This is a genomic window from Candidatus Pelagibacter sp. PS_23, from assembly GCF_059417905.1.
Map to the genome: position 1 here is coordinate 123899 of NZ_CM182071.1, position 18266 is coordinate 142164.

The following is an 18266-nucleotide window of genomic DNA, read 5'->3' on the forward strand; positions in this document are numbered from 1 at the left end:
GTCCTGTGAAAAAAATTTTTGATTTAATAGAACTTAAAAGCATTATTGCTCAAGAAAAAAGAAGACAAAAAAAAATAATTTTATGTCATGGTGTTTTTGACTTAATCCACATAGGTCATGTAAGACATTTTGAGTCAGCAAAAAAATTGGGCGATATATTAATTGTATCAATAACAGATGATTCTTTTATTAACAAAGGACCAAAAAGACCCATCTTTAGTAGTAAATTTAGATCAGAATTAATTTCATCTTTTAGTGCAGTTGATTATGTTGTGATTTCTAAAAAAGTAGATGCTTGTGAAGTCATAAAAAATTTAAAGCCAAATATTTATTGTAAAGGCATTGAATATAAAGAAAATAATAAAGATATCACCAGAAATATATTAAAAGAAATTCGAGAAGTTAAATCGGTAGGGGGAATTATTAAGTATACAAGAGATATAACCTTCAGTTCTAGCAATCTTATAAATAACTATACTAATAATTTTACTGATAATCAAAAAAATAATTTAAAGAATATTACTAATTATGGACTACAAAAAGTATATCAGCAATTTTTAAAAGTAAAAAAATTAAAAGTTTTGGTCATAGGTGAAGCTATAATTGATAATTATCACTATTGCACTGCGATGGGAAAATCTGGCAAAGAACCATTACTAGTTTTTAAAAATCATGGCGAACATATGTATTTAGGAGGCAGTCTTGCCGTAGCACAGCATATATCAGATTTTTGTTCTGAAATTAAAATATTAACTTACTTAGGTAATAAAAAAGAATATCTAAATTTTATTAGAAAGAAATTATCAAAAAATATTATCTTAAATTACATTAAAAAAAAAAACGGAAGTACTATTGTAAAAAAAAGATATTTTGACCAATTAAATAAAATAAAACTTTTTGCTGTTTATGATTTAAATGATGATTTTTTAGATAAAAATGAAGAAAATCAATTTTTAAAATTGGTTAATAAAAATATTTCTAATTATGATCTTGTTATTGTGTCTGATTATAGTCATGGTCTTATAACTGAAAAAATTGCAAAAGTTATTTGTAGTAAATCTAATTTTCTTTCTTTAAATGCTCAAATTAATGCTTCAAGCATTGGTTATCACAGCTTTAAAAAGTACAAAAAGATCAATCTCTTAATAATCAACGAAAGTGAGATTAGACAAGAATTTAGAGATAAAAATAATAATATAAAATTTTTAATAAAAAAATTATCAAAATTAAACAGCATTAAAATAGTTGTAGTTACTCGAGGAAAAGATGGAGCAGTATTGTTTAATGCGAGAGATAATAAATTTTACTATTGCCCAGGATACTGCGAAAAAGTTGTTGATAAAGTAGGAGCTGGAGATAGTATGTTATCAATAATGTCTATTTTCACTAAAGTTAAATCAGATTTAGACTTAACTCTAGTATTAGGTTCTATTGCGGCAGCAAATTCTATAATGAATATTTCAAATAGTGCTTTTATAAGTTCTAAAGGAATGCTTAAAACACTAAGTCATATGATTAAATAGTAATAATTTATGAAAGTTAGATTTTTAAATTTATCCATAAATAATAAAATTGAAAAAAATAAATATATAAAGTTATTCGAAAAATTTTTGTCTAATGGTACTTTTGTTCTTGGAAAGGAAGTTGAAAATCTTGAAAAAAAAATTAGCCGATATATTGGTCAGAAATATACAATAGGAGTTTCATCAGGAACAAATGCCTTATATTTAGCTTTAAAATCTTTGAATGTTCAAAGTGATGATGAAGTTATTGTTCCTTGCTTATCGTGGTATTCAACTTTTACAGCCGTGACGATGGCTGGTGCTAAGCCTGTCGGGGCAGATATTGGCGAAGATTATCTAATTAATTTCAATGATATTAAAAAGAAAGTAACAAAAAAAACAAAAGCTATTATTGTTGTTCATTTTACAGGTTTAGTACAAAATATGGATCTGATAAGTAATTTTTGTAAGAAAAAAAAAATATTTTTAATAGAAGATTGCGCACAAGCTTTTGGAGCTATTTATAATAATAAAAAAGCAGGATCTTTCGGAGATTTAGCTGCTTTTAGTATGAATCCAATGAAAGTTTTGGGTGCATTTGGTGATGCAGGAGCAGTGTCAACCTCAGATTATGAAATATATCAAAAATTAAAAATCCTTAGATACGCTGGAGTTGACATGAGGAAAGATGAATGTTTTTACCCTGATTTGAATCATAAACTAGACACGTTTCAGGCATTAATTATAAATAATAAGCTTAAAACTTTAAGTCAGGTTATAGAAAAAAGAATTAAAAATGCTTCTTACTACAATATCAATTTAAGTGATAAGTTTAAAAAACCAATTTTTTATAATAATTTTCAGAATGTATATTATACTTATTCAATTAGATGTTCAAAAAGGAAAGATTTAATTAATTTTCTTAATAAGAAAGGAATAGAAACTAAAATACAACAAAAAAGATTATTGAATCATCATAGTGGTTTTAAAAAGTACAATAATAAATTTTTTAAAATTGGCGAAAAAATTGCTAGTGAAATTTTATCAATACCAGTTCATGAAAATTTAAAATATTCTGAAATTGTTTACGTGACAAATCAACTAAATAATTTTGCAAATCTGTATTTATAGAATTTTTTTTTGCTTATAGGGACCTTCTATAAATTCATTAATTATCATGAATTTACTGGTTGCCTTAATTTTGTATAATGTATTCTTGTTCACTATAATTATAAAGTTATTTTTGTTTAATTTATTTTTTGATAATAATTTTTTTTTATCATAAACATTAACCAATCCTTCCCCATTTATCAATTTAAAAACAGTTTTCTTTTTAGCTTTAATAGGTCCAAATTCTGAATTTTTTTTAAAACAAATAATCATGTCTTGTATTTTAGAATTTTTTGTTAAGTGTAAATTTTGTCTAAACCTTTTAGTATTATTAAACGAATTAATTTTTAATTTATTAATAGTATCTTCATTTACTATAAAAATTTTTTTTAAATTATTAAAATGATTCATTTTTGTGCATGTTAATAAACCTTTTTTTATTTTTTACATACCATATAGGTATTTTAACAGAATTTTTTTTGTAAGGGCCATCGATTGCCTCTATCGCTAGTGCAATTTTAGTAATTGGAATAATCATATGAAATATTTTACTATTAATTTTATAAGAGATATTTTTATTGGCACTTAATAAAATTTTTTTGTTTATATTTCCCCTATTATTAAAAAAAATTACTTTAAATCTACCTTTTATTGGAGCAAATGATTCTGTAACATTATTAGAGTAGTGAGGGGGGTAAAAAAACCCCCTCTTATAAAACATAAGCATAAATTGAATTTTTTCTTTTTCAGATTTATGGAGGTTAATTCTAAAAAAATTTTCTTTTATTTTTGAAAATTTTTTTATTTGAAGATTTATATAATCTGCATTTATAATGTTTATTTTATCAACTCTACTTTTGGCCATATTTTCAAGAAATTTTTATTTCCAAATTTTTCTTTAACTTTTTCAATAATTTGTCTAGTATAAAGTGGAGCTAAGATTATTATTAAATCTGGTTTATTTTTGATTATATCGTTGCTTTTAACAAAAATATTATATCCAGGAGAATATAGATTTTGCCTGTATGAGTCGTCATCTATGAGATATTTAATAGAATTTTTAAGATTATATTGCGTAATAAATACAGTGGCTCCAATAGAAGTTCCGTAGGCATATATTTTTTTATAATGATTTTTTTTTATAATTTTATTAATTAATTTTGAGTTTTTCTTAATAGATTTTTCTACTGAAGATAATAATTTTTTATTTTTTATGTAATTTTTTTCTTCCATAAAAAATTTTTTAACAGATTTATCTATCTTAAAATCTCCAATGTGCGAAACGTAAGCTCTAATGGAACCACCTTTTGCCTTAACATGAAATGCTTTAAATATTTCAAGTCCATGTCGATTAACTAATTTATTTAGCGTAGTTATATAAAAATAGTGAATATGTTCATGATTAAAATTTTCTAGTAGTTTTTTTTTTATAACATCAGCTGCGTAAAATGTTTGTATAGAGTACACTCCCTTTTTTTCTAATGAAAATTTTACTCCATCAAAAACTTCATTAATATCATGAATGTTTGATAGTGAATGATTATTAATAATAAGTTTGAACTTTTTTTTTTTAAATATAATTTTTCTATTAATTTTTTTGAAAAATAATCATTTATAGTATTTATTTTTTGATTATTAGAGATCTTTGCTAGATTTTTAGCCGGCTCAATGCCAGTTATGTTTTTATAGCCTTTGTTTTTAAAGTATTTTAAAAAACTTCCATCATTACTTCCAATCTCTAGTATGGAATCTTTTTTATTGATATATCTAATCAGATCTTGCGCATATAAGCTGAAGTCTTTAGATAATTTTGAATTCACTGCCGCTGGTCTAGACAAGTAATTAGAATAAAGTATTTTAGGATTTACAGTAGTATTAGTTTGTAGGTGATTACAATTTTTACATTCTATGACATTAAGATCTACATGTTTATTGTATTGGTTTTTTTTTTTTGAATATTTATCACCGAGTGGCATAGGTTTAATATTAATCCTATTGATAAATTTGGTAGAGTTGCATGATCTACATTTTTTTATTTTAAAGAACATAAATTATATTAATGATATAAAGTTAAATTTATTAATGATACAAAGTTAAATTATTACATAAATATATATATGTCTACTTTAAAAATTGGATGGATTGGGTCAGGGTTTGTTGGTCAGGTAGGTCACTTAAATCTTTATGAAGATATTAGTATTGCAAATATAGTTGCTTTATCAGAATTAAGAAAAAATCTTGCAACTAGAGTGCAAAAAAAATACGATATAAAAAAATTTTATAATAATTATCTACAAATGTTAGACCAAGAAGAACTCGATGGTGTAGTTCTTATTGTTCATAGAAATGATACCGCCTACCATGCTAAAAATATTTTATTAAGAAAAAAGAATCTTTTTACCGAAAAACCACAAGCGTCAACATATAAACAAGCAAAAACTTTAGTTGATATAGCAAAAAAGAATAATTTAATTTATTGCAGCGGACTTATGCGCAGACATGATGAAGGTATTAAGTATGTAAAAAATATTGTTCAAAATAATTTGTTACATGGAAAACTGGGAAATATTATTGGAGCAGATTTTTTTTGTCACGCAGGAGGAGATTATTGCAATATTGGCAATTATGTTAAGACAAAAGAGCCTAGAATAATTAACAATCTTTCAACAAGTTATCCTGAATGGTTGTCAAAAAGCTTAAGAAAGTATTACGAAGAATTTCTAAATACTAATATACATACTATTGATTTAATAAGATATGTTTTGGGATCTGATTTAGTAATTAAAAATGTCAATTATAATAAATATAAATTAAGCAATATTACATTCGAGAATAAAAATAAATATTTAATAAATTTTAAATGGAGAAAAATTGATAAAAATCACTGGTACGAAGGATTTACAATTTATTTTGAAAAAGGTTATATTTTTGTTGAATTGACACCTGCATTTTTAAGAAACGTTAATGCCAGTATTAAAATTTCTAGTTTTAGCAATAGTGGAATTTTAGAAGAAAAAAAATTGAAAAATATCAGTTCTAAATGGTCATTTTATAATCAGCATATAGATTTTTTAAAATCAATAAAATTAAAAAAAAAACCAATTTCTTCTTGCTCAGATTCATTAAACTCAATTAAGTCAGTGGAAGAAATATTTAAAAAACTTATTTAGCAAATATGATAACTTTAGTCCCTGAATTATATTTATTATGACAGAAGATAAGATAATTGATTTTGATAAATTAGATTGGTGTTTTATTCATGAGGGCAATGGCAGAGGAAGCAAATTGTTGCAAGCCCATTTAGACGGTGGGCAGGATGTTTTAATGCTACCTGGGTATGCATGCATGTACTTTTTTCCATTTTTAGAAAAATACAAAAAGAAAACAGATTCAAATGAAATATTAAATAATTTCTATAAATATTTTGATAGTATATTTGATACCAGAAAGAACCCAGGAAGCGAAAGTCTAGATACTCTAGGAAAAAATAAAAATAATTTTCTTATTACTAATAAAAAAAAGTTTAAAAATAATTTTAATTTTTACTTAAAAAAAAAGAAAAAAATATTACTGAGATTTTTAAAGCTATCCATTTTGCATATTTTTCTGCAAATAAAAAAAATTTTAATAAAAAAGTAATAATTTCTCACGTGCATGTTTTTAAATATTTTCCTAAATATATTTATAATAAATTTAATGAGCCAAAGATTATTGTAATGATAGATGATCCAATTGCTCATTTTTTACGAAGGGACAAAAATTCATATTTAAGACCTAATTTCAATAAGTTTTTTTATTCAGATTTTATTATATCAATTTTTTATACATTTTATCAAAATGTTAATCTTATGACTGAAGGTTTGCAGTCTCTAAAAATTTTTGGTTCAAAAAATGTCAGGGCAGTAATGTATAATGACTTAAAAAATAATATATCAAAAATTATGCCGAAAATTTGTAAATTTCTAGACATTTCGTATAAAAAAAAAATAAATAACACTCCTACTTTTGGCTCGTTAAAATGGAATTTTACTTATTATAAAGAAGATATTTCAAAGCATTCTGTTAAAAAATTTTATGATCTTATCAATTATTCATTAATTTTAAGTGAAAAAGAAAAAGAATTAATAGAATTTATTTATAAAGACTTTTATAATTTTTATTATAAAGTTAATAAAAAATACACTACCTTTAAAAATTTTGAATACTGTTTAAAAATTTTTTATTTTTTCAACAGGGAATTATGGAGTTTTAAATTTTTTTATAATTTAAAAAATCTTCAAAAATTTAAAAATTCAATTTTTATAGAAACAAAAAAAATACAAAAAATTATAAAGAGGTATCATGGTAATAATTTGTTTTATAATTATAAATGGACAAGTTTAGTTTACAAATTAGACACAAAATTATATTATCTTGTCTACCGCTTATTTAAAAACTATAATAAAAAATATTTAGTAAATAAAATTATTCAAACTTTGTACGTATTTGATAAAATTTTATTTTTAACTTTCGCACCAATAATTTTATTTATGAATTATTTTAAAAGAGTATTTTTTTTTCTAAAATTACTTTTAAGAAATATTTTAAATATGAATTTTTTTCCTCAAAAATTATAATTTTATATTCTAATGTATAAAAACTTCAGATTATTTATTTTATTTATCCTCTCTAATTTTGCTAAATTTTCTACAAAAATTTTTTCTTTTTATAGGTTAAGATTTGATTTAGTAACGGTTCCCGCTGTAAATACTTATGGAGATCCTATAAATCATTATGACTTGATAAGATTAAAGAGTATTTTGGAAAAAAAGAATTATTTAATTATATCAACCAATTCTTTCCCTAGTAATTATTTATTACCTTTTTTATTTAAAAAAAAAAATTATTATTTCTACGATGAAAAGTTCTATCTTTTTATTTGTAGATTTATCTCTATTTATAAAAAAAAAAATTTAATTAAGATTTTTGATCATTTAATCTTAGAAAGTTTATTAAAAAGATTTTCTAAATTTAATATGTATAAAATTTATAATCAGGATCAAGATTCTTTTTTGTCAAAAAATAAACTTTTTTTTAAGAAAAGTGCTATTAGTGCCTATGTTAAATTAAGAAAAAATGATAATAAATTTGAAAATATTAAATATTTATTTTATTTAAGAAAAAATATTTCTTATATTAATTTAAAAAAATGCATTGGTTATAAAGAAGAAAATTGGATAAATTTAAAAGAAAAACTTAAATTAAATGATAATTTTATTTGTCTTCATATTAGAAATACCAATATATTGAATGCTAAATTGTCCTATTCTGATGAACGAACTGTTCATGACATTTCTTCATATAAAATATTAATTAATTATTTAATTAAATTAAATTATCAAATAGTTATTTTAGGCTCCAGTTCTGATAGTTCCATTACAAATCAACTTTTAAGTGATTCAGTTATTAATTATAAATTTAGTAAATATCAAAATTTAGAAAATGATATATTATTAATAAATAAATGTAGATTTTTTATTGGAAATTTTAGTGGACCTTCAAGTTTGGCCTCAGCATTTGATGTACCAATGTTAATTTTTGATGGATTACCTTTATGGGATTACTGGAAATATACGAAAATAAGAGTTTATCCAAAACTTATTTTTAATAAAAAGAATAATAAAATCATAAAACTTAATAAATTAATTTTCCATAAGAGTTTTTTTAATTATGAAACTCTGCAAACTAGTAACTGGAAATCTAAACTGGTTCCAACACAAGATAAGATGAGGGAATTAAATTTTTTTTTGCGTGATTTAAGTAATAATAAAATTATAAAAAATACTATTTATCATAAAAAAGCAAAAAGCATTCTTAATGAAATGCATTTAGGTTTGTTTGATAATCATTTATGCTTGTCTCCTAGATACTTAAAAAAAGTTATTTAAAAGAAATAAAAAGCTTAATTAAGAAGATTATAAAATCTCATTTTTATTTTTATATTTATTTCTGATATACTGCGAAATTATATGCATAATACATGAGAATATGTCTTCTGAAATACCATAATTTTTTATTCCAAGATCATAATGTATGATATTTTTTGAGGAAAGATCCTTGAATAAGAAACCAGTAAAAAAAACACAAGTTAAATTTCTTTCGTTAGCATAATTAATTATTTTTTTTATATTTTCAGATTTACCAGAACAGCTAAAAATTATTATACAATCGCCTTTTTTTGCATAATTTTCTAATTGATGCACGAATACTTCTTTAAAACTAATATCATTTGCTATTGCCGTTATCCATTCAGCTGAATTAGATAAAGAAATAATCTTAGGAACTATTTTTTTTTTACTTGATAATTTGATGCCCTTATTGAAATCAGTCACAAAATGATTTGCTACTGCAGCACTGCCGCCGTTTCCGGCTAGGAATATGTGGTTATTTTTAAAAATTGTTTTTTCTATTATTAAAGTAATTTTTTTTATTTTTTTAAAATCAATCTTTCTAAATGTTTTATTAAAATTATATGAATAGTTATGTATAAATTCTTCAAAATTATTTTTTTGATTATTCACTTTATAATTTTTTTAAAAGTTTTAATTTTATTTGATGTATTTTTACATTATTTAACTTTATAATATATAAAATAAATACTTATCTTTCAATATGCTTAAATTACTAAACACTAAAGAAAAAAAATTATTTTATTTAATGATCTTTTTGTTCGGTTTCTTTTCACTTTTGGAAGTTTTAAACCTAAGTTTAATATTACCTATTTTAGAAAATCTTTTAAATTATAGAGAAACTAAATCAGACTATTTAATTTTTATATATGATCTGTTGGGTGAAAATTTTTTTTTATACAAAGTAATGACTTTATTTCTTGGTGTTGTATTATTTAAAAATATATATTTGCTCTTAATTACATACTATCAAAATAAATTTCTCTTTGATTTTAAATTTAAACTTACAGATAATATTTTTAGTAAAATAATTTCATCACCATATAATGCATTTGTTGAAATAAACTCTTCATCGTATGTAAAAAATTTAATTGGGGATACGAGTCAAATTACTCAATGCATAGGTATGCTTATTATCCTCTATTCAGATTTTTTTGTTCTTTTCTTTGTATTTTGTATGCTTTTATTTGTTGATTTTTATATTACATTAATTGCTTTTTCTATTTTAGTAATAGCAACACTTATTTATTATAAATTTTTTAAAACAAGATTTAAAGAATTAGGCAACAAGAGATATATTTTTGAAGAAAATATATATAAAACTCTCAATAATACATTGGGATCATTTATAGAAATTAATTTATTAAATAAAAAGAAGTTTTTTAAAAACAACTTTTCAATAAATAATAGGAATAATAATGAGGTAATGCGAAAACATAGTTTTTTGCAATCGGTTCCAAGAATATTTTTTGAATTGATAAGTGTTATAATAATTATCTTTTATTTTACTTATGAACAGTTTGATGGAGATTTCAAAATTCAGTCTGTGCTTCCAAAAATATCACTGTTTGTAATATGTCTTTTAAGACTTATGCCAATCTTTAATAGAATTACAGTTTCAATTCAAAACATACGATTTGGTAGAGAAACGTCTATTTTATTAAATAATCAAATGAAAAAAATAGAAAATAAAATAATTGTTAATAATAATAACAACAATAACATTTCAACATTAGAAATAAATAAAAACTCAGAAATTATTATATCAAAATTGTCTTATAATATCGATAAAAAAACAATTATTTACAACATTGGATTAAATTTTAAAATTGGAGAGAAGATTGGCTTATATGGACCAAGCGGTTCTGGAAAAACTACATTTTTAAAAATATTTTCAGGCTTAATAAACCCAAGCTCTGGATTGATAAATATTAATGGGAAAGATATATTTCAAGGCTTAAGACAATGGCAAGACAACATATCTTATTTAAAACAAGATAATTTTATAATGGATGACTCAATAATTAAAAATATTTGTTTTGATGATGAAAATATTAACTATCAACGACTAGATGAATCAATTAAAAAAACAAAAATAAAAGAACTCATAGATTCATTGCCAGATACTTTAAATACCAGAATAGGTGAGAATGGACATAAAATTTCTGGTGGTGAAAAACAAAGATTATGTATAGCAAGGGCTTTATATCATGAGAAAAAAATTATTATTTTAGACGAACCAACTTCAGCTTTAGATGAGGAAAATGAAAAAGCAATAATTGATTGTATAAATGGTCTTGATGATAGACTTATAATTCTAGTATCTCATAAAAAAAATAATTTCGATAACTTTGATAAAATAGTCCATTTTAATAATGGCAATATAACTATTCAAAAAAATTAAATGAAATATTCAATTTTTTATAAAAAAAAATCATTAATAAAAATTATTTATTACAAGTTAAAAGAAATTATTTTAGGTAAAAATTTCATTAGTGGTCCAGATATGGTTGTTACTAGTTTAATAACTCCACTAAAAAGATATAAAATTAAATTTAATATTAATCCTTCATTTGAAATGTTAAACAAAAATGTAATTGTTTTAAATGATCAAGAAATTCTTAAAAAATTAATTTCATTTAAAAAATTTAAAAAGTTTAAATTATTTGCAGGTCCCAATATTTCAATTTTACCAACTGATTATTCTAAATTGTTATTATCCCCAGGTATTGATAGAGTAATAGTTCCATCAAAATGGGTAAAAAAAAAGTATATAGAAGTATCAAAAAGTTTAAAAAATAAAATTTACGTATGGCCCTCTGCTGTTGATGTTAATCAATTTGATAGTAAAAAAAAAATTGATAAAAAATATGATTTTTTAGTTTATATAAAATTTTTTAAAGATAAGATTCTTTTAAATAAATGCCTCTCACACCTTAAAAAAAATTATAAAATTAAAATTATTTTATATGGAAAATACAAAATTAACTTTTTTTATTCTCTTTTAGCTCAATCAAAACATTCTGTTTTTTTTTCTGAAAGCGAGTCTCAAGGAATTATGTATTTTGAGTCGTGGGCGGCTAATGTACCTTCTTTAGTTTATAATAAAAAAAAAATTTATACCAAAGGCTTATCTACTTTGGCTGTCCCATGTCCGTATTTAGATGAAAGATATAATGGTCTAGGTTTTGAAAATTTTAATACCTTTAAAAGAAACATCCAAATATTAATCAAACAAAATAAAAATCCAAAAAAATGGTTAATAGACAATTACAGCATGAAAAAACAAACTATAAAATTATTGTCACAATTTAAAATATAATATAAAAAATTACAACATGCTTAACATGGATATTCAAGGTTCTGAATTGTTAGTCTTGAAAGGATCAGCTAATATTCTCAAAAATTTTGATTTAATATATACTGAAATTAATTTTAAAGAAATGTATGAAGGTTATGCGCTAGCAGACGACTTGGATAATTTTTTGGAAATATATGGTTTTTATAGATGCATGACATCTACCCCAGAAAGTGAATATTGGGGTGATGCTATTTATATTAAAAAATGATAAAATATTATTGTCTTTTAATCAGTTATATATATTAAAGTAATAAAGTAATTATGAAAAAAAAAGCATTGATATTTGGAGTTACAGGACAAGATGGTGCTTACTTAAGTGATTTTCTTATCAAAAAAAACTACATAGTTCATGGTATTAAAAGAAGATCATCATCCTTTAATACTAGCAGAATAGATAAAATTTATAATACTCATCAAAAAAATGGAATATTTAATCTTCACTATGGAGATGTAACTGACTCTCTTAATGTTCAATCATTGATACAAAAAATATCTCCTGATGAAATTTATAATTTAGCTGCACAGTCACATGTTAAAGTAAGCTTTGAAACCCCAGAATATACAGCAAATGCTGATGCAATAGGTGTTTTAAGAATTCTAGAATCGATAAAAAACAGTAAAAAGAAAATAAAATTCTACCAAGCATCTACATCTGAAATGTATGGGAGTACCCCAGCTCCACAAAGTGAAAAAACAGTTTTTGCACCTGTGAGCCCTTATGGCACGTCAAAACTATTTTCTTATTGGATAACAAGGAACTATAGGGACGCCTACAATTTATTTGCTTGTAACGGAATACTTTTTAATCATGAAAGCCCAATAAGAGGCGAAACATTTGTTACAAGAAAAATCACACTAGCAGTAGCAAAATATCATGTTACAGGAAAATGTAATTTAATCTTGGGAAACATAAATGCCTTAAGAGATTGGGGTGATGCAAGAGACTATGTGGAAGGTATGTGGAAAATGTTACAAAAAAAAACTCCAAAAGACTATGTCTTAGCTACTGGAAAAAGCTATACAGTGAAAAAATTTGTTGAAGAAGCCTTTAATGTTGTAAATGTTAAGATTAAGTGGAGAGGTAAAGGTTTAAATGAAGTTGGTTTTAATAGTAAGGATAATAAAATCTTGGTAAAAATAAACAGTCAATATTTTAGACCAAATGAGGTTAATCATTTAGAGGGTAATGCTTCTAAAGCTAAAAAAGATCTAAATTGGAAACCAAAAATTTCTTTAAAAAAAATGATTAAAGATATGGTTATTTCAGATATTGAGCTTTCTCAAAAGACTTGAAATAATAGATCAAAATAATAGCGCACAGCAAAGATAATATACAAATAATTTTTATCTGAAATAATATCTGAACTAAAACTATAATAAAAATAAAAATATTATAAACAAGATTTGCTAAAAATACTTTTTTATGAGGTTGATTATTTTTTACAGGTATAAGAAAATAATAATCAAATAACCTGGCCCATGGCATTTTGCCTGTTAGTATTTTTTTAAATATTGTAATAGTACAGTCAAGATAAGTATAAGCTAATAAGGAAATAACAATATCGTATCTACCAAAAAATATAAGTTTAATAGAAATATAGCCAATTAAAAAACCCAAGAATATACTACCCGTATCTCCCATAAAAAGTGTGGCTTTTGGCTTATTAAAATATAAATATGAGATCATTATACCTACGGATATCACTGAAACCAAATAGCCAAAATCACTTGAAGAAGTAACAGCATAAAAAATTGAAGCACAAAGAAAATAATTTAAAGAGTTAAGGCCAAGAAAGCCATCAACACCATCAGTAAAATTTATTATATTAATAGTGTAGACCCAAAAATAAACAATAAAAATAATTAAAAGTTTTAAAGGTATATTTGGTATGCTTGTATTAAACAAAGAACTACAGAAAAAAATTATTGTTAATTGAAAAAACAATCTAATGACTGGATGTATTTTTTTTAAATCATCATAAAAAGAAATTATTGTAAGGAGTAAAAGAGAAGACAGAAAAATAATAAAGTTTTTAGGGGGTATGATATCTAAAATATTATAATTAGAAAGAAAGTTGGCAAAAAATAACAAGCAGACAAAAGTTATACAAAAAATAATGCCTGCACCTGTGGGTACTATATTTTTATGAACACTAAGCTCATCAGGCTTATCTACAAGATTAAATTTAAAGCTTATTTTTTTGAAAAAATAGAATAAGATAATGCTGATTGTTAATGAAGATAAAAAAATATAAACCATATCAAATATTAATAATAATTAAAAAATTTAAATGAGTTTATATTAGCAAAGATGATAAAAACAATAGAATTTTATATTTTATCGTTTATAAGTATTGTCTTACAATTTATTTTTTTATCCATACTTAAAGAATTTAATGAAGAGTTTTTAAAGTATATTGAAATTACTGTATTATCTCAAATTATAATATCAATACTTGGTTCAATTCAATTTTATATAGAGAGTTATAAAAATCAAAAAATTATAAATATACAAAAAAATTTTTTTTATTTATTTTCAATTATTATAATCTTAATTAGTTTTTTTTATATAATTCAAAATTTCATATTTTTTTTATTTTTTATAACTGCACTTGGATCTATGGCAACTATGTTATTAAACACAGCATATTTTGCTAGATTTAATTTGCAAAGACTCAATACTTACTATGTGTTTGTTTTAATATTACTAAAAACAGTCGCACTATATGTAGTCTATATTTATGATTTAAGATTTTACTACAGTATAATTTTAATCAATATTATTTCTATGATAGGTATGTTTTTTTTTACTGTAAAATTTCATTTAAAAAAAAGAGGATTCTCCATTATAAGTTTGTTGAATAATTTTTTAGGAACAAGTTTAACTACTATTGATAAACTGTATTGTAATAAGTTTTTATCCAGTCTTTCTGCAGATTATTTTATAATATTTAAGATATCTTCTTTTTTTCAATATTTAACAGAGGTTATATATAGAAAAGAAAGATTTGAAATAACCTCAGGTATTAAAAATATTAATCAAAAAAATATATTTTTAAAATTTATTACATGCCTTTTTTTTATTGGAATAGTCTATCTGCTTATTAAGAATATTTTTTTATTAGAACAATTACTTATTCAAATGAACATGGAATTAATTTATTCATTATTTGTGATTATAGAAAATTATATCTTTGAGTTTGTAATTATTTCACTTGCCTTTTTAATTAATAGTATCTCTGGTTTAAAATATGATTATATATACAAAAACTTTTCTAAAAATAAGCTTCTATACATCAATTTAATTACTCTTATTATTTTTATAATTTTGATTATTTTTTCTAAAAACATCTTAGAATTATGTTTATCTTTTATTTTAGTACAAGCTATTAATTTTTTATTGATAGGCATGTACTATATTAGAATAAAAAAACATGACAAATAGATATTTAATTTTATTTCTACCTTTATTATTTTATTATTTTATTACACCAGGTATATTCTTGTTTGAAAATGATATTTCCACTAATAGTATTTTTTTAAGTGAGGTGTCTTTTATAAATCAATATTTTGATACTAATTTACTTATATATAATTTTTTTAGTATACTGGCTGTTATAATTATTTTTTATTATTACTATTTTATTTTTCAAAAAATAAAAGCTGTGAAGGGAAAAGAATTTATTTTAGCCTTCTATTTTTTGATTTTTATATGTATGTTTTTTATAATCATAGATATCTTTAATATAATTAAATATTATATAAATACTGAGATAGTTAATAGAGCAACCCTATATAATGATTTGTTAGATAAAAGAAATACTCATATAAATATCTTGCTCTTGTTATCAGTAAGTATTTATAATGATAACAGAAAACTATCTTTACTTGGCTTATCTTTAATTATTATATTTAGCTTATTGTCACTTTCAAGAATAGAACTTATTTTGATTTTTAGTATGCTTCTATTTATTATAGAAATTAGAAAAAAAAATTATTTAACATTTTTTATAATATTTGGATTAATAATTTTTTCTATACTCTATAGATTTTATTATACAAACCAGACATTAGTTTATGTACTTGTTGACCCATTGCACTTGTTTTTAAGTACAATTAAATTTTTAAACAATTTTACAATTGATAATTTTTCAATTTTGTTAAAAGATAATTTTAATTTTTTATTAAAAGATTTTTTCTATTTAAAATATACAGTCAAAAACTATTTTGTGAGTAATGAATTACCGACTTATTCTCTCAGAGGTATAGATTCAATTATTAATTATCCAATAGTATTTTTGTTATATTCTTTAATTGTAACAATGTTAGTCAAAACAGTAACTATCAATCATGAATTTAGAAAATGTATATTTATATTTTTGGTAATTTCATTATTTAGAGGTCATTTCATTCATAACTTAGGCTTTATTATTAAGCTTTATCTGTTAATTATTTCTCTTGAATGGATAATAAGAAAGCTAAAATCGTTTATATTAAAGGAGGATTAGGAAATCAATTATTTCAATATGCATTTGCTAATTTTTTATCTAGAAAATTTAATTTTGATATAACTCTTAATATTTCATGGTTTCATAATCAAAAATTAAGAAAATTTGAATTAAATAATTTCTTAAATAACTTTAATTATCCAATAACAAATGTTGATTCAAAAATAATTGATAGAATTTATGCTTATAGAACTGAGTTTATAATTAGTAATCTTTTAAAGAAAAATTTGAGTCTTCCTATCCGTTCTTTTAATGGTTATTGGCAAGATATTTTCTTTGCAGAATTTTTAAGAAATGAAATTGTATTAAATAATAATTGTTATGAAAAAGTCATTGATCATGAATATTATATAATACATCTACGTAGAGGAGATTTTATTGATAGTAAAGTTCACCATGTGCTATCAGATACATATTATATTCAAAATGTAGAATTATTTTATGATAAGCCTATTTACGTTTTGTCTCATGATAAAGATATCGCTAAAAAGTTTATAAAAGATACTGGGGTTAATGCTAAATTAATAGAATGTAATGAGTATACCGCTTTTAATATTATTAAAAATGCATCAGGTGGTATTGCTTCTAATTCAACTTTTTGTTGGTGGGCTGTATTTATCTCCCAATCAAGAAATTGGATTTTACCATACAAATGGTTAGCTAAAAAAAATATTTTTAAACATAATTTGCAAATTGAGGGTACGATAATTAGATGAAATATAGTTTACTTACCACTTCAAACTCAAATTCGTTAATATTTATTAATAGATATTTAAAATCTATTAATAAGCAAAAAATATTACCATATGAGCTTATTTTTGTAGATGATGGAATATCAAAAATTAATAGTAAAAAAATTATTAATAAAACTTTAAATAAAAAAATTAAATTAATATTTATAAAAAATAAAAAAAATTTAGGTATATTAACATCTTTAAATAAAGGTTTGAAAAAGATAAGGACAAACCTAATTTTTAGACTTGATATAGATGATACCTGGAAAAGAGATCATAGTCGGTTTATGATAGAACAATATAAGCAGAATAATAAATATTTAATATACTCAAATTCATCTAAATATTTTTCAAAAGGTATCACAGATGAAACGTTAATTTTAGATAATCCAACGATACATAGCTCATGGGTAATTAATAAAAATCTTTTAACGAATTTTAAATATTGTAATATAGACAAACATCCAGAAGACTATGGTACTTTGTCTAAATATTATAGGTGTGGATATAAATATAAATTAGTAAAAAAAAAAACTATTAACCATTATGATATAAAAAATTCTTTTTCAAAAAAAACTGAAGCAAACCAGAATTTAAAAAAAATTAGAGAAAAAAATTTAAAACACTATTTAAAAAAAAACAGTTATATAGATTTAATCAATGAACTTAAGGTTAAGGGAATAATAAAATGCATATTGGAAATATTTATAAAAAAATATTAATAATATCAAAAGAATGGAGTCCAGAGAATAAAACGGGTCTAGGTTTTTCATCTTTTAGTCATGCAAAAATTCTAAAAGATATGGGTTGCAATGTAACAACCGTTGGTATTAATCATAAATCTACAGATGTTAGTTTTGATGTAAAAAATTTTCTAAATTTTTTAACTAATTATAATTATTTCTTAAATAAGACAGACACTATTATAAATAAGATTAAACCAGACATTATAATTGTTGAATCACTGCAAACAATTATATCAGAAATTTTCTTAATGAAAGCTCAAAAAAAAAAATAAAAACAGTAATTATTAGCCATGGAATTTCAGTTTTTCCATATAAATTAAAAATTAAATATATCTTAAGATCTTTAGCTTGGCTTAT

At 22.4% G+C, this 18266-nt stretch carries 20 protein-coding genes; 14 read left to right on the top strand and 6 right to left on the bottom strand.

All coding sequences use genetic code 11. The features are described from left to right. The first annotated feature begins 5 nt into the window (after positions 1–5). Positions 6–1523: a PfkB family carbohydrate kinase gene (locus AC5SLY_RS00645; RefSeq protein WP_494598873.1), complete on the top strand. Its 1518-nt coding sequence runs from the start codon at positions 6–8 to the stop codon at positions 1521–1523. Between the two features lie 9 nt (positions 1524–1532). Continuing rightward, on the top strand, positions 1533–2633 hold the full coding sequence (locus AC5SLY_RS00650) for a DegT/DnrJ/EryC1/StrS family aminotransferase (protein WP_494598874.1): 1101 nt from the start codon (positions 1533–1535) through the stop codon (positions 2631–2633). Here AC5SLY_RS00650 and AC5SLY_RS00655 read toward each other — a convergent pair. Genes AC5SLY_RS00655 through AC5SLY_RS00670 form a run of 4 tightly spaced genes read right to left on the bottom strand, consistent with a single transcriptional unit; the run spans position 2628 to position 4660 of the window. Continuing rightward, on the bottom strand, positions 2628–3023 hold the full coding sequence (locus AC5SLY_RS00655) for a WbuC family cupin fold metalloprotein (protein ID WP_494598875.1): 396 nt from the start codon (positions 3021–3023) through the stop codon (positions 2628–2630). The two genes, AC5SLY_RS00650 and AC5SLY_RS00655, sit on opposite strands and share 6 nt — an antisense overlap. Further along, positions 3010–3477, bottom strand: coding sequence for a WbuC family cupin fold metalloprotein (locus tag AC5SLY_RS00660; protein ID WP_494598876.1), 468 nt, complete (start codon positions 3475–3477; stop codon positions 3010–3012). The genes AC5SLY_RS00655 and AC5SLY_RS00660 overlap by 14 nt, the downstream gene beginning before the upstream one ends. Then, positions 3450–4205: a methyltransferase domain-containing protein gene (locus AC5SLY_RS00665; protein ID WP_494599117.1), complete on the bottom strand. Its 756-nt coding sequence runs from the start codon at positions 4203–4205 to the stop codon at positions 3450–3452. Before AC5SLY_RS00665 ends, AC5SLY_RS00660 begins: the two co-directional genes overlap by 28 nt. Further along, entirely contained in the window at positions 4103–4660 is a 558-nt protein-coding gene (locus AC5SLY_RS00670) for a hypothetical protein (RefSeq protein ID WP_494598877.1), read from the bottom strand. Before AC5SLY_RS00670 ends, AC5SLY_RS00665 begins: the two co-directional genes overlap by 103 nt. A gap of 69 nt (positions 4661–4729) precedes the next feature. Between AC5SLY_RS00670 and AC5SLY_RS00675 the strand changes: the two genes are divergently transcribed. The 4 genes from AC5SLY_RS00675 to AC5SLY_RS00690 all read left to right on the top strand — a co-directional run bounded on the left by AC5SLY_RS00675 (position 4730) and on the right by AC5SLY_RS00690 (position 8539). Next, positions 4730–5782 carry a Gfo/Idh/MocA family oxidoreductase gene (locus AC5SLY_RS00675; RefSeq protein ID WP_494598878.1) on the top strand — a complete coding sequence of 351 codons (1053 nt, stop codon included), beginning with the start codon at positions 4730–4732 and terminating at the stop codon, positions 5780–5782. Positions 5783–5819: 37 nt separating this feature from the next. Continuing rightward, entirely contained in the window at positions 5820–6251 is a 432-nt protein-coding gene (locus tag AC5SLY_RS00680; protein WP_494598879.1) for a hypothetical protein, read from the top strand. A gap of 77 nt (positions 6252–6328) precedes the next feature. After that, the gene (locus tag AC5SLY_RS00685) at positions 6329–7228 is read left to right on the top strand and encodes a hypothetical protein (RefSeq protein WP_494598880.1); all 900 of its coding nucleotides are present in this window, start codon (positions 6329–6331) and stop codon (positions 7226–7228) included. A gap of 12 nt (positions 7229–7240) precedes the next feature. Continuing rightward, positions 7241–8539: a TIGR04372 family glycosyltransferase gene (locus tag AC5SLY_RS00690; RefSeq protein WP_494598881.1), complete on the top strand. Its 1299-nt coding sequence runs from the start codon at positions 7241–7243 to the stop codon at positions 8537–8539. A 27-nt stretch (positions 8540–8566) separates the two neighbouring features. On the opposite strand, the gene AC5SLY_RS00695 is transcribed toward AC5SLY_RS00690, so the two are convergent. Then, complete coding sequence (locus tag AC5SLY_RS00695) at positions 8567–9172, bottom strand: SIS domain-containing protein (RefSeq protein WP_494598882.1); 606 nt, start codon at positions 9170–9172, stop codon at positions 8567–8569. 91 nt (positions 9173–9263) lie between these two features. Here AC5SLY_RS00695 and AC5SLY_RS00700 point away from each other — a divergent pair, with 91 nt between their 5' ends. From AC5SLY_RS00700 to gmd, 4 genes are read left to right on the top strand one after another with little or no spacing between them, the layout of a single operon-like run. After that, entirely contained in the window at positions 9264–10964 is a 1701-nt protein-coding gene (locus AC5SLY_RS00700) for an ATP-binding cassette domain-containing protein (protein ID WP_494598883.1), read from the top strand. Beyond that, positions 10965–11882, top strand: a complete 918-nt coding sequence (locus tag AC5SLY_RS00705) for a glycosyltransferase family protein (RefSeq protein WP_494598884.1) — start codon at positions 10965–10967, stop codon at positions 11880–11882. A gap of 1 nt (position 11883) precedes the next feature. After that, a complete protein-coding gene (locus AC5SLY_RS00710) occupies positions 11884–12129 on the top strand; it encodes an FkbM family methyltransferase (RefSeq protein ID WP_494599118.1) in 246 nt (81 codons plus the stop codon). Positions 12130–12182: 53 nt separating this feature from the next. Beyond that, positions 12183–13214, top strand: a complete 1032-nt coding sequence (gmd, locus tag AC5SLY_RS00715) for a GDP-mannose 4,6-dehydratase (protein WP_494598885.1) — start codon at positions 12183–12185, stop codon at positions 13212–13214. On the opposite strand, the gene AC5SLY_RS00720 is transcribed toward gmd, so the two are convergent. Next, positions 13180–14181, bottom strand: coding sequence for a glycosyltransferase family 4 protein (locus AC5SLY_RS00720; protein WP_494598886.1), 1002 nt, complete (start codon positions 14179–14181; stop codon positions 13180–13182). The two genes, gmd and AC5SLY_RS00720, sit on opposite strands and share 35 nt — an antisense overlap. A gap of 51 nt (positions 14182–14232) precedes the next feature. Here AC5SLY_RS00720 and AC5SLY_RS00725 point away from each other — a divergent pair, with 51 nt between their 5' ends. From AC5SLY_RS00725 to AC5SLY_RS00740, 4 genes are all read left to right on the top strand, one after another. Continuing rightward, entirely contained in the window at positions 14233–15366 is a 1134-nt protein-coding gene (locus AC5SLY_RS00725; protein WP_494598887.1) for a hypothetical protein, read from the top strand. A 1017-nt stretch (positions 15367–16383) separates the two neighbouring features. Continuing rightward, positions 16384–17145: an alpha-1,2-fucosyltransferase gene (locus tag AC5SLY_RS00730; protein ID WP_494598888.1), complete on the top strand. Its 762-nt coding sequence runs from the start codon at positions 16384–16386 to the stop codon at positions 17143–17145. Then, entirely contained in the window at positions 17142–17885 is a 744-nt protein-coding gene (locus AC5SLY_RS00735; protein ID WP_494598889.1) for a glycosyltransferase family A protein, read from the top strand. The genes AC5SLY_RS00730 and AC5SLY_RS00735 overlap by 4 nt, the downstream gene beginning before the upstream one ends. Continuing rightward, entirely contained in the window at positions 17852–18181 is a 330-nt protein-coding gene (locus tag AC5SLY_RS00740) for a hypothetical protein (protein ID WP_494598890.1), read from the top strand. Before AC5SLY_RS00735 ends, AC5SLY_RS00740 begins: the two co-directional genes overlap by 34 nt. Positions 18182–18266 lie beyond the last annotated feature (85 nt).

What these genes read in the sequence shown, in the direction of transcription:
- AC5SLY_RS00650 (WP_494598874.1), top strand. Translation starts at nt 1,533, where the DNA reads ATGAAAGTTAGATTTTTAAATTTATCCATAAATAATAAAATTGAAAAA.
- AC5SLY_RS00655 (WP_494598875.1), bottom strand. Translation starts at nt 3,023, where the DNA reads ATGAATCATTTTAATAATTTAAAAAAAATTTTTATAGTAAATGAAGAT.
- AC5SLY_RS00660 (WP_494598876.1), bottom strand. Translation starts at nt 3,477, where the DNA reads ATGGCCAAAAGTAGAGTTGATAAAATAAACATTATAAATGCAGATTAT.
- AC5SLY_RS00670 (WP_494598877.1), bottom strand. Translation starts at nt 4,660, where the DNA reads ATGTTCTTTAAAATAAAAAAATGTAGATCATGCAACTCTACCAAATTT.
- AC5SLY_RS00675 (WP_494598878.1), top strand. Translation starts at nt 4,730, where the DNA reads ATGTCTACTTTAAAAATTGGATGGATTGGGTCAGGGTTTGTTGGTCAG.
- AC5SLY_RS00680 (WP_494598879.1), top strand. Translation starts at nt 5,820, where the DNA reads ATGACAGAAGATAAGATAATTGATTTTGATAAATTAGATTGGTGTTTT.
- AC5SLY_RS00685 (WP_494598880.1), top strand. Translation starts at nt 6,329, where the DNA reads ATGATAGATGATCCAATTGCTCATTTTTTACGAAGGGACAAAAATTCA.
- AC5SLY_RS00690 (WP_494598881.1), top strand. Translation starts at nt 7,241, where the DNA reads ATGTATAAAAACTTCAGATTATTTATTTTATTTATCCTCTCTAATTTT.
- AC5SLY_RS00700 (WP_494598883.1), top strand. Translation starts at nt 9,264, where the DNA reads ATGCTTAAATTACTAAACACTAAAGAAAAAAAATTATTTTATTTAATG.
- AC5SLY_RS00705 (WP_494598884.1), top strand. Translation starts at nt 10,965, where the DNA reads ATGAAATATTCAATTTTTTATAAAAAAAAATCATTAATAAAAATTATT.
- gmd (WP_494598885.1), top strand. Translation starts at nt 12,183, where the DNA reads ATGAAAAAAAAAGCATTGATATTTGGAGTTACAGGACAAGATGGTGCT.
- AC5SLY_RS00720 (WP_494598886.1), bottom strand. Translation starts at nt 14,181, where the DNA reads ATGGTTTATATTTTTTTATCTTCATTAACAATCAGCATTATCTTATTC.
- AC5SLY_RS00725 (WP_494598887.1), top strand. Translation starts at nt 14,233, where the DNA reads ATGATAAAAACAATAGAATTTTATATTTTATCGTTTATAAGTATTGTC.
- AC5SLY_RS00730 (WP_494598888.1), top strand. Translation starts at nt 16,384, where the DNA reads ATGGATAATAAGAAAGCTAAAATCGTTTATATTAAAGGAGGATTAGGA.
- AC5SLY_RS00735 (WP_494598889.1), top strand. Translation starts at nt 17,142, where the DNA reads ATGAAATATAGTTTACTTACCACTTCAAACTCAAATTCGTTAATATTT.
- AC5SLY_RS00740 (WP_494598890.1), top strand. Translation starts at nt 17,852, where the DNA reads ATGCATATTGGAAATATTTATAAAAAAATATTAATAATATCAAAAGAA.